Here is a 13662-nt window from a genome sequence, read left to right as displayed (position 1 = left end):
CGGGGCAGCCCCTTTTCCGTGCGCTCACGGGGCCAGCGGGCCGCCGTTGACGGTGACCGTCAGGCCGGGGCGGCGCAGCAGGGCGCCCGGGTTCCAGGAGCCGGCCTGGACGGTGCCGACCGCGAGGTCCACCGTCGTCAGCGCGGGGAACGCGGCGAGGACCGCCCCCAGATCGCCGTCGGAGTTGGCGAGCCACAGGTCGAGGTGGCGGACGCCGGGCAGCGGGGCCACCCCGGCGAGCGCCGCCACCGAGCTCAGCGCGACGCCGAGCCGGGTGATGCCGGGCCGCCCCCGCACATACGCCAGCAACCGCCGGGTGGTGGCCGTGGAGGAAGGGGCGAGCTCCAGATGGCGAAGGGCGGGCCAGCGGCTCAGCGCGTCGAACCCGGAGACCTGGTCGGCCTCCAGATGCAGGGTGGTGACGCCGCTCAGCACCGGAAGCTGCGCCAGATGCAGATCGGTGCTGCTGCCGAAGAGCAGGGTGCGCAGCGCCGGGGCCTCGCCGAGCGGGGACAGGTCGACCTCCTGCGCCGCCACGTCGAGCAGCCCGAGCGAGGTCAGCCGGGGCAGCCGGGCGAGCTGGGCGAGGTCGCGCAGGCCCGAGCCGCGCAGCACCTCCAGATCCGTCAGGCGCTCCGCGCTGTCCCGCAGGAAGGCGAGCCCCGTCAGGCGCTCGGTGCCGTTCAGCCGCAGCGCCACCACCTCGCGGCCGCGCAGCGCGGTGTGCAGTTCGTCGGCGGTGAGGTCGGGCGGCACGGTGATCCACAGCCGGCGGGCGCCGGGCACGTGCGGGAGCTGGGCGAGTTGCCAGCGCGTCTCGACATGGAGGCGCGCCTCCCGCAGATCGAGGTGGGCGAGCACTTCGCGGGCGTACCGCTCGGCGGGGTAGCGCGACCACTCGGCGGCGAAGAGGTCGGCGGCGTCCGGGTGGGCGGCGGACCAGGCGCGGGCGTGGTCGATGGCCTCCGCGTTGCCGACCCGGTTGATGAGTCCCACCACGTGCGCCAGCGCTTGGGGGGAGGTGGCGTTCGGGTCGGGGAGGTGGTCGAGGACGGGCGGGCCCAGACGGGCCAGCAGGGTCACGGTCTCCAGGTCCCGGGGTGGAAGCAGCGCCGTGATGTGCTCGCGGACCCGGCGGGCGGTGGTCTCGTCGAGGTAGGCGGCGTGCTGGGCGCAGCGTGCCGCCAGCACATGGATCTTGGCCTTGTCCTGGGGGCCGGGCTGCCGGGAGCCCGCGTCGAGCAGCCCGTTGATGAGCACCGGCCGGTCGCGGCGGCCGCAGTGTCCGGCGGCGAGCAGGATCACGTCCTGCCACTGCTGTTCCTCCGAGGCGTGCCGAAGGAGTTCGCCCAGGTGCCCGTCCTCGACGAACTCCTTGGCGGCGAGGAAGTCCTGGAAGGTGCGGTGGGTGAACTGGAAGACGTCGTCGGCGCGTTCCTGGAGCAGTCCGCTGCGGTTGAGGAGATGGCGCAGCACGTCCTCGGGGGTGCCCTGGCCGCGTACGTTCTCCATGCCCGAAAGCGCCCGCTTGAGCTGGCGCAGCGCCTGATCGCGGGAGAACTCCGACTGGCCCTCGCGCACCAGCCATACCGCGATCCGCTGGAGCAGCTCGGTGCACTCCTCGGCGCTGATCCGGATGCCCTCGGGCGAGTCGACCTTGCGCTGCTGGTCCCGGTTGCCGAGCAGCATCCTCAGGGCCGCCTCGTACAGTTTCCAGCGGGTGTCGGGCAGAAAGCCCTGGCGCAGGCGGTGCAGGGCGCAGATCACGGCGCACAGCAGTGGGGTGCGGGCCAGGCCCCGAAGGGTGCTGTTCTGCTTGAACTGCTCGGACAGATCGCGTTCCAGCTCGTCGAGGTCCTCGTGCGGGCCGCTGTCGAGGCGGGCCGCGCGGTGCCAGGCGGAGACGAAGGCGGTGATGTCCTCGTCGTTCATCGGGAGCAGCCGCAGCTCCTCGAAGCCCGCGTACTTCAGCCAGTCCGGCTCGACCGCCATCGGCCGTACCGTCACCACGCAGCGGGTGCGCGGATAGCGGTCCAGGAGGGCGGCGAGCCAGCGGTGCGCCTCCTCGCGGTCCTCCTGGGGCACCTCGTCGAGGCCGTCCACGAGGAGGAGCGCCTGCCCGGTCTTCAGGACTCGGCCGGCCCAGCCCTCGGGCGCCTCGTCGACCACCAGCCGTGCAGCGGTGGGGAGTTGGGCAGGCAGCGGGAAGGTGGCGCCCTGGGCGCGCAGGGTGCGCAGCGGCACCACGAACGGGACGAGCGCGTTGAGGTCGGCGAGGCCGGGCCCGAGCCGCCCGGCCGCCGCGTGCGCGGCGAGCCACCACACCAGGGTGGTCTTGCCGGCGCCCGCCTCGCCCCGGATGAGGACCCGGGGGCGGGAGGCGAGCAGAGCGTCGATGCGTTGCGGGGCGCTGTCCATCAGCGCCCGGCCGGGCTGGGGCGGCTCGGTCGCCTTGGGTCTCGCCTCCAGGCTGAGGTAGGCGGTGTCCAGGTCCCACTCGGAGTCCCGTTTGTTCAGCTCGTCCAGGCCGAAGATCCTCGTCTTGCGGTACGAGGCGCCGATGGCCTCGGCGTACTCGTGCTCGTAGCGCTGGTCCTGCGGGGGTACGCCGGTGACGAGTTCGAGCCCGGGCAGCGCGGCGAGCGTGGCGAACGCGGCCCGAAAGCCCTCCGAGGCGAAGATGCCGCGCAGCGGCACGCACACCACCCGGCGGTGGCCGCGCCCGCGCGGGATCTCCTTGACCAGGCCGAGCAGGGTGGCCGCCGCGAACAGCGGGGCGCCCGACAGGCCCATGAGCGGCGAGCTGCCGTCCGCGCGCTCGGCGGCCGGCGGCCGGTGCAGTTCGCAGACCAGATCGTCGCGCAGGCTCCCGGCGACCGGCAGGACGGTGCCCACGAACTGGTCGTAGTCCAGGTGGTGGTCGGGGCCGTAGCGCTGGATGTCGGGGAAGCCGATGATCTCGCAGCCGGGCAGTGACTGCGCGGTGTCGACGGTGCCGAGCCGCAGCAGCCCCGGCAGCAGCTCCTCGTCGCTGTAGATCAGTGCCGCGTCCAACGCGTCGTCGCGCCACAGGGCTTGGCCGGTCACCACGCCGATCGCCGGGTGGGCGAGGCGGACCGGCGGGGCGCCCACCAGGTTGTGCGCGCAGGTCAGCACCAGCCACGGCGAGACGATGACGCCGCTGCCCTGACAGCCGTCGGACAGGACGGCCACGACCCGGTCGGCGGTGGTGGGCAGGGCGGTGGTCATCGGGGGCCGGCCGCGAAGCCTCCGCCCGGCCGGGGGTTGTGCACCTTCCAGGCGGCGCCGTCGCCGGCGGCGTGCGGCTTCAAGGTGAAGGACACCTTGTGCGTACGCCCCGTGACGCGCGCCGCGTCGGCGCCCGCGTCCACCACCCAGGCCCGGACCTTGAGGCCGCCCTTGAGCTCCTTGCGGAGTTCGAGCGTGAACTCCATCTGGATGTCGCCGAGTTCGAAGACCAGCGGCTCCCCGCAGGCGCGGGCGGCGGCTTCGATGAGCTGTTCGCGTACGGAGTCGATGGCTTCGGCGAGTTCGATCCCGTCCACGTCGTGCCTGTCGTCGGTCATGGCTTTCCCCCTCGCTCACCTCAAGTGTCCCTCCCTGTAAGGGAGTTGGGACAGAGGTGGGAGGGGGGTGGGGGCGGCGACGCGAACCGTCCGGGCGCCGGGACCGTCCGTACGGGGTCGAGGGCGGGTCGGCCCGATGAGGTTGCGTGCCATTGGTCCCGAAAAGGAAGGACTTAGGTCCCGGTTGCGGTGACAAGGCGCACAGGGAATCGGGGGCCTACTAGGCGCCCTAGGGGCCGATGTCCGGGATTTAGGCGTATATGGCCTATTCCCCTTGTGATCGTTACGGCTTTCCTTCGTAGATGGGCGTTTTGAGCGGAGATGGGGTTGCGCGCTACCAAGGTGAGGCCGACCCGGTGTGCCGCTGCGCGTGCCGGGTCCGCCCATGCCGCCGGATCGCACTCGGCGGCGATCCCTGTCGCCGTACGAAAGAGCCCTCCCCGCATGTTCCAGCGCACCCCGTCCCAGACCGTCCGCCCCTCCGCCGCCCGGCTGCGCGCCCTGGCGGTCGCCGCCGTCGCGGCCGGAACGGGCGCCGCCACGCTGCTCGGCGCGGGCGTCGCGGCCGCCGACGAGGCGCGGGTGGCGCCGCTCGCCGCTACCAGTGCCACCACGACCGCCGTCGCCGGCCAGGCCAAGGCGCAGAGCAAGGCCGCCGCCACGGCCCGGCAGGCCGCCGCGGCCAAGGCCGCCTCCTGGGTGCAGCCGGTCGCGCGCTACACGCTGAGCGCCGGCTTCGGTCTGGGCGGCTCGATGTGGTCGCACAAGCACTCCGGCCAGGACTTCGCCGTGCCCAGCGGCACGCCCGTCTCCGCCGCGCACGGCGGCACCGTCGTGAAGGCCGGCCCGGTCGGCGCCGGCGACGGCCCCGCGTACGGCAACGCCATCGTGATCCGGCACGCCAACAACACGTACTCGCAGTACGCCCACCTGTCGAAGATCAACGTACGGATCGGCCAGAGCGTGGCCACCGGCGAGCGGATCGCGCTCTCGGGCAACACCGGCAACTCCAGCGGCCCGCACCTGCACTTCGAGATCCGTACGACGCCGAACTACGGCTCGGCCGTCAACCCGGTGGCCTTCCTGCGGACGGTGGGCGTCCGGGTCTGACCGGGACCCGGGGGGGCCTCATCGGCGCGTCCTAGCCGCGCGAGTTGTGGTGGGCCTGGGTCACCAGGTCACCGGCGACCTCCAGGACGCTCAGGCGCTTCTCCTCGGGGTCGCCCTCCATGTCCTTGAGGACGAACATCCCGGCGTGCATCGAGAACAGCGCCGTGAAGCAGCGGATCTGGTCGGCCATGGTGGCCTCCGGGTCCTTCAGCAGGTCGACCATGGCGTGCATCCGCTCCTTGAACATCTCGCCGATGCTCAGCTCGCGCATGGTCGCCTGGTTCTCCTGCATGAACCGGAACAGCGGCTCGGCCCCGAAGAGGGCCTTGCTGTAGCGGCGCATGATCTCCAGTTTGACGTCGAGGGTGTGCGGCTGGGTGCGCCCCCACTCGATGACCTCGTCCATGGGCCTGGTGAGGTCCTGGAAGAGGCTGATGATGATGTCTTCCTTGGTCTTGAAGTGGTAGTAGAGCGCGGCCTTGGTGACGTCCAGGCGCTCGGCGATCTCGCGCAGCGAGGTCTTCTCGTACCCCTGCTCGCCGAAGAGCTCCAGGGCGACGTCCTGGATCCGCTGGCGGGTGTTTCCTCTTGCCATGCCTGCTCTCCCGAATGCGTACGGGCGCCGTCCCCCGGCGCCCGTGCCGTTTGTCATTTACTTACTTGACGCCCGGCAAGTTGGGGTCTACCTTCCCCAGTGTAGTGGTAACTAGCCGGGCGACAAGTAAGTAGCTCTCCCGGCGGACAGCAGCTTCAGGGAGTTGGGGACGATGGCTACGGGGATACCGGCCGAGAAGGCAGCAGGGGCGGAGGTGACCGACGCGCCGCAGCCGCGCAGCGTACGGGTCGTCCTGCTCGCGCTCATGATCGCGATGCTGCTCGCCATGCTCGACAACATGATCGTGAACACGGCGATGCCGACGATCGTGGGCGAGCTCGGCGGACTCGAGCACCTGTCATGGGTGGTCACCGCCTACACCCTGGCCACCGCCGCCTCCACCCCGATCTGGGGCAAGCTCGGCGACATGTACGGGCGCAAGGGCGCCTTCCTCACCTCCATCGCGATCTTCCTGCTCGGCTCCGCGCTCAGCGGCATGGCGCAGGACATGAGCCAGCTCATCGGTTTCCGCGCGATCCAGGGCCTGGGCGCGGGCGGCCTCATGGTCGGCGTCATGGCCATCATCGGTGACCTCATTCCGCCCCGCGAGCGCGGCAAGTACCAGGGCATGATGGCCGGTGTCATGGCGCTCGCCATGATCGGCGGACCGCTCGTCGGCGGCGCCATCACCGACCACCTCGGCTGGCGCTGGACGTTCTACATCAACATCCCGCTCGGCGCGGTCGCGCTCGCCATGGTCACCGCCGTACTGCACCTGCCCAAGAAGCGGGCCCGCGGCCGGATCGACTACCTCGGCACCATCCTGCTGACCGTCGGCATCACCTCGATCGTCCTGGTCACCACGTGGGGCGGCTCGCAGTACGCCTGGGGCTCCGCCATCATCATGGAGCTCATCGCGCTCGGCGTGGTCTCGGTCGTCGGCTTCCTCTTCGTCGAGACGAAGGCCGCCGAGCCGATCCTGCCGCTGCACATCTTCCGCAACCGCAACTTCACGCTCATGTCCGGGATCGGCTTCCTCACCGGCTTCGTGATGTTCGGCGCGATGCTGTTCCTGCCGCTGTACCAGCAGTCCGTGCAGGGCGCCTCCGCCACCAACTCGGGTCTGCTGCTCCTGCCGATGCTGCTCTCGATGATGGCCGTCTCGCTCATCGCGGGCCGGGTCACCACCAGCAGCGGCAAGTACAAGATCTTCCCGATCCTGGGCGGCGCGCTCGTCGTGGTCGGCCTGTTCCTCCTCTCCACGATGGACGTCACCACGACGCGGTTCATGTCCGGCGTCTACATGGCGGTGCTCGGCGCCGGCATGGGCTTCCTGATGCAGATCACGATGCTGGTCGCGCAGAACAGCGTCGAGATGAAGGACATGGGCGTCGCCTCGTCCTCCACGACCCTCTTCCGTACGCTCGGCTCGTCGTTCGGCGTCTCGATCATGGGCGCGATCTTCACCAACCGGGTCGGCGACGAGATGGTGCGCCGGCTCGGCGCGGGCGCGGGCAAGCTGGGCTCGGCCCAGCTCGACCACGCGAGCCTGCTGAAGCTGCCCGCGGCCGTGCGGGAGGCGTACCAGTACGCCGTCTCCTCCGGTACGCACGGAACGTTCCTGGTCGGCTCGATCATCGCGGTGGCCATGTTCGTCGCGGCCTTCTTCGTGAAGGAAGTCCCGCTGCGGGGAGCCGCGCCGGCGCCGGAGGGCGAGCGGGACGGCGCGCCGGTGGCCCCGCCGGTGACCGAGTCGGTGTCCTAGGCGGCGCGGCCGGGCTGACGGGGACTTCCCGCCCGCCCGGCCCTGTCAACTGCCGTGCCATTGTTGGCCGTTGGCGCCCCCTCGTATGCGTACGGGGGGGCGTCGGCCATTTCCTACACCCTCCCCGCGCCCGCCCCCGCCCCCGGCGGCTGGGCCGGGAAGCTGCCCGTGTTGGTCGGGGCGTGTTCGGGGAGCCAGAGCACGGCGATCGCCCCGCCGGTGCCCGCCGCGTTGGGCGAGCCCTCGGGGGCCGCGTTGCGGAAGGTGAGGCGGGCGCCCAGCACCCTGGCCTGGCCCGCGGCGATCGTGAGCCCCAGGCCGTGCCCGTTGCCCGACCGGTCGCTCGACCCGGTACGGAACCGGCTCGGCCCGTCGCGCAGCAGCGCCTCCGGGAACCCGGCGCCATGGTCGCGGACCCTGACGACCCGGCCCTCGACGGTGACCTCCACAGGACCCCCGCCGTGCTTGGCGGCGTTGCCCAGCAAATTGCCCAGGATGCGTTCCAGGCGGCGCGGGTCGGTGCTGACCCACGACTCGTGGACGACCCGCACCCGCACCGCCGGGTCGAACGCGGTGACCCGGCGGCTCACGAACTCGCCGAGCGCGATGTCCTGGAGCTCGGCGCGCTCGGACGCGCTGTCGAGCCGGGCGACCTCAAGCACGTCCTCCACCAGCGTGCGCATGGCCTGCGCCCGGTTGCGCACCAGTTCGGTGGGGCGGCCCGGCGGCAGGAGTTCGGCGGCGGTGAGCAGCCCGGTGACCGGGGTGCGCAGCTCGTGCGCGATGTCCGCGGTGACCCGGCGCTCGGCCTCGATGCGCTCCTGGAGGGCGTCGGTGAGCGCGTCCACGGCGCGGGCGAGCTCGTCGGTCTCGTCGCGTACGACACCGCCGATGGCGTCCCGCACCCGTACGTCCGTGTTGCCCTCGGCGACCTTGCCCGCCGCGTCGGCCGCCTTGCGGAGCCTGCGGGAGATCTGGCCGCCGATGAGGATGCCGAGCGCGCAGCCGCCGAAGACGACCGCGACCGAGCCGATGACCAGGGCGCGGTCGAGGTCCGCCATCACATTGGAACTGCGGTCGGTGAAGGTGGAGTGCAGCGACAGGACGTCGCCGTTGCCGACGGGGACCGCGGCCCAGATGTCCGGCGGCCCGCTGCCGCGCTCCTGCACCGAGGAGACCTTGCGCCCTTGCAGCGCCTTGGACTTGAGGGCGGCCGGCAGCGCGGGATCGTTCAGCTTGGTGCCGAAGCGGACCCGCTTGTTGCTGGTCTCGTAGTAGTTCTGCGCGAAGTTGAGCCGCTCCATCTGCACTTCGCGGGCGTTGTCGAGCATCGAAACGCGGGCCGCGTTGTGCACCACGAGGCTCAGCGCCATCACGGTGAGCGCGCCCACCGCCGTGATCGCGATACTGATCTTCCAGCGGACGCCGGTCCGCAGCACGGGGCGCCTCACTGGCCCATCACGCCTTCAGTTTGTAGCCGAAGCCACGGACGGTCTCGATCCGGTCCTGCCCGATCTTGGTGCGCAGCCGCTGCACATGCACGTCCACCACCCGGGTGTCGCCGCCCCAGCCGTAGTCCCAGACCCGCTCAAGCAGTTTGTCGCGGGACAGCACCGTGCCGGGGGCCGAGGAGAACTCCAGGAGCAGCCGCATCTCGGTGGGGGTCAGCGCGACGGTCTCGCCGCCCTTGGTGACCTCCATGCCCTCGGTGTCGATCTCGATGTCGCCGAACGCCAGGACCCCGCTCCCGGAGGCCTCCTCGGGCGCCTTGGCGGCCGCGCCCGGCCCGCCCGCATGTCCGAAGCGCCGCAGCACGGCACGGATCCGGGCGACCAGGACGGCACCGTCGAACGGTTTGGTGACGTAGTCGTCCGCGCCGGCCTCCAGGCCGAGGACGACGTCGATGGAGTCGGCGCGCGCGGACAGCATGATGACCGGCACGGTCGACTCGTCGCGGATGCGGCGGCACAGGCTCACGCCGTCCAGGCCCGGCAGCATCACGTCGAGCAGGGCGATGTCGGGCCGGTCGGCGCGGAACGCTTCCAGGCCGGAAAGCCCGTCGGGCATGGCGGTCACGGTGAAGCCGTCCCGCTCCAGGGCGAGCTGGGTGGCTTCACGGATGACGTCGTCGTCCTCGACGAACAGAACATGGGTCTCGGCCATCGCACTGCTCTCTCAGTTCTCCGGCGGTCTCCGGCGGTCTCCGGCGGTCTCCGGCGGTCTCCGGCGGTTTTCGGTACCAGTCTGCGCCATCCCCACCGCCCGGTTCGCCGACGCCGACGGCGCGGTCAGCCGGTAGTGGGCGCTGGGGCGCTGGTCCCACTGCCGTCGACGGCCTTGCTGTAGTCGTTCTCCACCTGGTCCTGCTGCGCGAACTTGCCGCTCACGCCGCCCGACCAGCGGTATGTCGTCACGACCTCGCTCGACGCGAACGCGGGCTTGTCGCCCGGCGCGTACATCTGCCGCGTCACCACCAGATCGCCCCGGTCGATCTCGGCGTACACGGGCGTCTCCTCGGCGGTGAAGACGTTGTCGTACGCGGCGCCGGAGGCGCGGTACACATAGGCGCCGAGGCCCACGGCATCCGCGCAGTTCATCACGTTCACGACGACGTCCTGGCCGGTCGTGCCGGTCAGGTGCCCGTACGTCACGTCGATGGGGTACTCGTCCTTGGTGCAGGGCTTGAGCTGGGCCTTGACCCGGGCGCTGACCTTCGGGTCGCCCTTGAGCAGCCGCACCGGATCGACCTTCGTGAACGGTGCCTGGGTGGACGTGCTCGGCGACGGCGTGGCGTGGGCGACCTTGTCGGCGGGCGGTGCCACGCCTTCGTCGCGGGTGCCGGTGCCGCCCGTGGAGCAACCGGTCATGAACAGCCCGAGGGCGGAGATCCCGGCCAGTGCCGTGGTCCCCGCCGTCACCGCGCTCCCCCTGTGCCTGTTCAGGCCGCGCACCGCTCCCGCCCCTTTACGTCGCCCGCGTTGCCGTGCTCCAGCGCCCGGAAGTCCAGCTCGCGGCTCTCCAGCTCCTGGCGGAGCCGGGCCAGCGCCCGGTGCAGCGTGCTCTTGACGGTGCCGGCCGACATGCCCAGGGCCGCGGCCGTCTCCTCGGTGCTCATCTGCTCCCAGTGTCGCAGCACCACCACGCTGCGCTGCTTCGGGGCGAGGACCTTGAGGACGTCCATCAGCAGGGCGCGGTCGGCGCGCTGCTCGGAGCCGTCCTCGACGCGGGCGTCGGGGAGCTGCTCGGTCGGCACCTCTTCGAGCTTGCGCGCCCGCCACCACTCGGTCCGCGTGTTGATCATGACGCGGCGCAGATAGGCGTCGGCGAGGGTCTTGTCGGCGATGCCGTCCCAGCGGCCGTAGGTGCGGGCCAGCGCGGTCTGGAGCAGGTCCTGCGCGTCCACCGGGTCCGGAACGAGCCGCCGGGCACTGCGCAGCAGCGCGTCCTGCCGGGTGCGTACGTACTCCTCGAACTCAAGCACCTCGCCCTGCGCCATACCCAACCGCCTCCGTCATCCCCGTGAGCTGGTCCCGCTCGTCCTGCTGGTCGCTTACGTGAGAGAACCTACGGAGCGCTTGTCACGGGGCTGTGCGGAGGAGCCGTCGGGGGGCGCACGGTGAGCCATCGGTTGTGTAACAGCCGAGGTTTACCGCCGTTTTCCAGGGGTAACGGCGGCCTTTCGGGCGTTACGGACACAGTCGGACGCCCCTCGGCTACCGGGGGCCGCCGGGCCGCGGTCAGGACTGGGGGAGTCGGTAACGGCCACCGTCGAGCGGCTCCACGAGACCGTCGGCCACCAGGCCGTCGAGCGCCCTGGCCCGCTGCACCGGCTCGTGCCACGCCGCGTCGAGCGCCGACTGCGGCACGGACCCGGTGGCGTCCCGCAGCACCGCGAGGAGCCGGCCGCGCACCTGCCGGTCGGTGCCCGCATAGGTCTGTCCGCGCCGCGCCGGGCCCTGGTGCGCGGGCTTGCCGGCCAGCCGCCAGGCGCACCGCGCGGCGATCGGGCAGCGCCCGCACGTCTCGTTCTTGGCCGTGCAGACCAGCGCGCCCAGTTCCATCGACGCCGCCGCCCAGCGCGCGGCGGTGACCTCGTCCTCGGGCAGCAGCGCCCGGGCCAGGCGCCGCTCGGCCGCGGTGGTGGCGGTCGGCGGGTACTGGACCCCGGACACGGCCCGCGCGAAGACCCGGCGGACATTGGTGTCGAGGACCGCGTGCCGCTGCCCGTACGCGAACGAGGCGACGGCGGCGGCCGTGTACTCGCCGATGCCGGGCAGCGCGAGGAGCTGTCCGTGGTCGGCCGGCACGTCGCCGCCGTGGCGTTCCGTTATGGCGAGCGCGGCGCCGTGCAGCCGCAGCGCGCGGCGCGGGTAGCCGAGGCGGCCCCAGGCGCGGACCGCCTCGCCGGGCGCGTCGGCGGCCAGGTCGGCCGGGCGCGGCCAGCGCGCCAGCCACTGCTCGTACACCGGGAGCACCCGGCTGACCGGGGTCTGCTGGAGCATGAACTCGCTGACCATCACGCCCCAGGCACCCGCTTCGGGGCGCCGCCAGGGCAGGTCGCGGGCGTGCTCGCCGAACCATCCGATGACGGATTCGTGGAGGACGGCGGCCTCGGTCGGCTCGGTCGTCTCGTTCGTGGACACGGTGGGCATCGTCGGCAGAGTGTTCATCGCAGAGCCGATCCTGGCATGTTCGGGTCCGAAGGGGGGCGCGTGGCGGGTCTCAGCGGCGTGCGTGCTGCCTGGCGTGCACGCGTGCGCCGGGTCCGGTGAACCAGGCGACGGGCGTGATGTCGCTGGTACGCATCGACTCGGCCAGGGCCCGCACCGGGCGCGTGCCCACCTTGACGACGATCAGCGCGATCACGGTGCCGAGCACCAGGCCGGCCGCCACGTCGTGCGGGTAGTGCACGCCGACGAAGACCCGGGAGAAGGCCATCGCCAGGGCCATCGGCACGGTGATCATCCAGATCCGCGACCAGGCGAGCGCGAGCGCGACGGCCGCGGCGCCCGCGATCGTGGCGTGGTTGGAGGGGAACGACCAGTCGCCGTTGACCGGGCAGGCGATCAGCGAGGTCGCCGCGCCCGCCACGGCCCGGCAGGGCCGCTCCTCGTCGATCAGCGACTTCATCACCTCGCTGCACAGGTAGGCGGCCGCGGTCGCGAGGGGCGCGAGCAGGGCGAGGGCGAACGACGTCGTGTCCCGGCGGCGCGCCCGCCACCAGGCGCAGGCGAACAGCACGCCGAACAGCAGGAGTCCGAGCTCCGTCCAGACCTCGACGAAGCTCTGCACCCAGGACGGCATGTCGTGGGCGAAGTCGGTGATGTTGCGGTAGAGCTCACTATCCATGGTGACGGACAGTATGAATGATGACGGGCCGGTGACCACGAGCCGCCCGGAAGGCGGCGCCCAGGTTGCGGAACGACCCGCTCCGGAATGATGATCCGCAAAACTTGGCCGGAGTGGCGGCGGGTGGGGCGGGAGTTGGCGCCGATCTCTCGTAAGGTTCGGTGCGTGGGATCTCTGCGCAATCCGGTCGGGCCGCTTCCCTCCTCCATCTACTGGCGACGGAGGGCGGTCGCGCTGTCCTTGATCGCGTTGCTGGCCATCCTCGTTCTGTGGTTCGCCACTTCGGGCGGCGGCGACAACAAGGGCGGCTCCAGCAAGGGCCCCAACCCCACACAGTCCATCACGCCGGGCCCCACGGGCTCCGGCCCCGCCATCAGCACGGCACCGGGCGGACGGGACACATCGAGCGGCTCCGGCGGTTCCGGCGGCTCGGGCGGCTCCGGCGGCTCGGCCGGCTCCGGCGGACCCGGTGGCTCCGGCGGCGCCAACTCCGCCGACGGCGGTACGAGTACGGGATCGGGCGGCTCCGACGGCGCCAACTCCGGTTCGGGCGGCGGCAGTTCAGGCGGTGGCGGCGAAGGAACCAACCGGGTGCCGGCCGGGTCCCCCCTGCCGATCTGCGCCCCGGGTTCGCTGTCCCTGACCCTGCGCAGCACCAAGACGACGTTCGGGCCGGGGGAGAAGCCGCGCATCGAGGTCGTCGTCAAGAACAACTCGGCGTCGACGTGCAAGGCGGACCTCGGGCCCAAGGGGGCGGTGGTGACGGTCACCTCCGCCGGCAACGACCGCGTGTGGTCCACGGACGACTGCCCGTCCGGTGACCCGGCCCTCTTCTTCCAGGTGCCGGGTGGCGCGACGATCACCCACGCCGTGGAGTGGGACCGGTCGAAGTCGGCGCCGGGGTGTGCGACGCCGCCCGCGGGTTCGGTGGGCCCAGGCACGTATCTCCTGGAGGCCCATTTCCCCGGCCTCCCGGTGGCCCGAGCGTCCTTCGCCCTGTCGAAGGATTAGCCCCCACCCCACCCCTCCCCGAAACCCTCCGGGGGATCCCGCCCACGCCCGGGCCGCGCGTGGCCGGCCGCGCAGTTCCCCGCGCCCCTAAACCCGCTCTCGGCCTGCGGGCCGTGGCCGCTTTTGAAAAACGCGTTTTCGTCTGCGGGCCGCAGGTGGCTGGTCGCGCAGTTCCCCGCGCCCCTTAACTGCTCGGTGCTGGCCCGCATCGGCCACCTCAGCCCGTCATGGGGGTCCCCCCTGGC

12 protein-coding genes are annotated in these 13662 nt (G+C 71.9%); 3 read left to right on the top strand and 9 right to left on the bottom strand.

What is annotated here, in order from left to right:
• Positions 1-24 precede the first annotated feature (24 nt).
• A complete protein-coding gene (locus DWB77_RS17140; protein WP_120722093.1) occupies positions 25-3249 on the bottom strand; it encodes an NACHT domain-containing protein in 3225 nt (1074 codons plus the stop codon).
• On the bottom strand, positions 3246-3587 hold the full coding sequence (locus DWB77_RS17135) for a trypco2 family protein (RefSeq protein ID WP_120722092.1): 342 nt from the start codon (positions 3585-3587) through the stop codon (positions 3246-3248). Before DWB77_RS17135 ends, DWB77_RS17140 begins: the two co-directional genes overlap by 4 nt.
• Before the next feature lie 444 nt (positions 3588-4031).
• Between DWB77_RS17135 and DWB77_RS17130 the strand changes: the two genes are divergently transcribed.
• Entirely contained in the window at positions 4032-4697 is a 666-nt protein-coding gene (locus tag DWB77_RS17130; RefSeq protein WP_120722091.1) for a M23 family metallopeptidase, read from the top strand.
• A 31-nt stretch (positions 4698-4728) separates the two neighbouring features.
• Here DWB77_RS17130 and DWB77_RS17125 read toward each other — a convergent pair whose 3' ends face one another.
• Complete coding sequence (locus DWB77_RS17125; RefSeq protein ID WP_120722090.1) at positions 4729-5292, bottom strand: TetR/AcrR family transcriptional regulator; 564 nt, start codon at positions 5290-5292, stop codon at positions 4729-4731.
• A 172-nt stretch (positions 5293-5464) separates the two neighbouring features.
• On the opposite strand from DWB77_RS17125, the gene DWB77_RS17120 reads away from it, so the two are divergent.
• Positions 5465-7057 (top strand): MDR family MFS transporter, encoded by a 1593-nt coding sequence (locus tag DWB77_RS17120; RefSeq protein ID WP_120722089.1) that lies wholly within the window; start codon positions 5465-5467, stop codon positions 7055-7057.
• A 113-nt stretch (positions 7058-7170) separates the two neighbouring features.
• Here the strand turns inward: DWB77_RS17120 and cseC are convergent, their stop codons facing one another.
• The 6 genes from cseC to DWB77_RS17090 form a co-directional block, all read right to left on the bottom strand.
• On the bottom strand, positions 7171-8508 hold the full coding sequence (gene cseC, locus DWB77_RS17115) for a two-component system sensor histidine kinase CseC (RefSeq protein ID WP_120722088.1): 1338 nt from the start codon (positions 8506-8508) through the stop codon (positions 7171-7173).
• Between the two features lie 7 nt (positions 8509-8515).
• Complete coding sequence (gene cseB / locus DWB77_RS17110) at positions 8516-9220, bottom strand: two-component system response regulator CseB (RefSeq protein WP_120722087.1); 705 nt, start codon at positions 9218-9220, stop codon at positions 8516-8518.
• Positions 9221-9345: 125 nt separating this feature from the next.
• Positions 9346-9975 (bottom strand): hypothetical protein, encoded by a 630-nt coding sequence (locus DWB77_RS17105; protein ID WP_246033549.1) that lies wholly within the window; start codon positions 9973-9975, stop codon positions 9346-9348.
• Between the two features lie 20 nt (positions 9976-9995).
• Positions 9996-10553: a SigE family RNA polymerase sigma factor gene (locus tag DWB77_RS17100; RefSeq protein ID WP_120722085.1), complete on the bottom strand. Its 558-nt coding sequence runs from the start codon at positions 10551-10553 to the stop codon at positions 9996-9998.
• Positions 10554-10794: 241 nt separating this feature from the next.
• Positions 10795-11709, bottom strand: a complete 915-nt coding sequence (locus tag DWB77_RS17095; RefSeq protein ID WP_120727887.1) for an A/G-specific adenine glycosylase — start codon at positions 11707-11709, stop codon at positions 10795-10797.
• A 70-nt stretch (positions 11710-11779) separates the two neighbouring features.
• The gene (locus tag DWB77_RS17090; RefSeq protein WP_120722084.1) at positions 11780-12406 is read right to left on the bottom strand and encodes a phosphatase PAP2 family protein; all 627 of its coding nucleotides are present in this window, start codon (positions 12404-12406) and stop codon (positions 11780-11782) included.
• A 165-nt stretch (positions 12407-12571) separates the two neighbouring features.
• On the opposite strand from DWB77_RS17090, the gene DWB77_RS37815 reads away from it, so the two are divergent.
• Positions 12572-13417, top strand: coding sequence for a hypothetical protein (locus DWB77_RS37815; protein ID WP_162952547.1), 846 nt, complete (start codon positions 12572-12574; stop codon positions 13415-13417).
• Positions 13418-13662: the final 245 nt, after the last annotated feature.

This window comes from Streptomyces hundungensis (genome assembly GCF_003627815.1).
Lineage (GTDB): Bacteria > Actinomycetota > Actinomycetes > Streptomycetales > Streptomycetaceae > Streptomyces > Streptomyces hundungensis_A.
The sequence above is the reverse complement of the archived record's forward strand: the minus strand, read 5'-3'. Positions and strand labels throughout refer to the sequence as shown.

What these genes read in the sequence shown, in the direction of transcription:
- DWB77_RS17140 (WP_120722093.1), bottom strand. Translation starts at nt 3,249, where the DNA reads ATGACCACCGCCCTGCCCACCACCGCCGACCGGGTCGTGGCCGTCCTG.
- DWB77_RS17135 (WP_120722092.1), bottom strand. Translation starts at nt 3,587, where the DNA reads ATGACCGACGACAGGCACGACGTGGACGGGATCGAACTCGCCGAAGCC.
- DWB77_RS17130 (WP_120722091.1), top strand. Translation starts at nt 4,032, where the DNA reads ATGTTCCAGCGCACCCCGTCCCAGACCGTCCGCCCCTCCGCCGCCCGG.
- DWB77_RS17125 (WP_120722090.1), bottom strand. Translation starts at nt 5,292, where the DNA reads ATGGCAAGAGGAAACACCCGCCAGCGGATCCAGGACGTCGCCCTGGAG.
- DWB77_RS17120 (WP_120722089.1), top strand. Translation starts at nt 5,465, where the DNA reads ATGGCTACGGGGATACCGGCCGAGAAGGCAGCAGGGGCGGAGGTGACC.
- cseB (WP_120722087.1), bottom strand. Translation starts at nt 9,220, where the DNA reads ATGGCCGAGACCCATGTTCTGTTCGTCGAGGACGACGACGTCATCCGT.
- DWB77_RS17100 (WP_120722085.1), bottom strand. Translation starts at nt 10,553, where the DNA reads ATGGCGCAGGGCGAGGTGCTTGAGTTCGAGGAGTACGTACGCACCCGG.
- DWB77_RS17095 (WP_120727887.1), bottom strand. Translation starts at nt 11,709, where the DNA reads ATGCCCACCGTGTCCACGAACGAGACGACCGAGCCGACCGAGGCCGCC.
- DWB77_RS17090 (WP_120722084.1), bottom strand. Translation starts at nt 12,406, where the DNA reads ATGGATAGTGAGCTCTACCGCAACATCACCGACTTCGCCCACGACATG.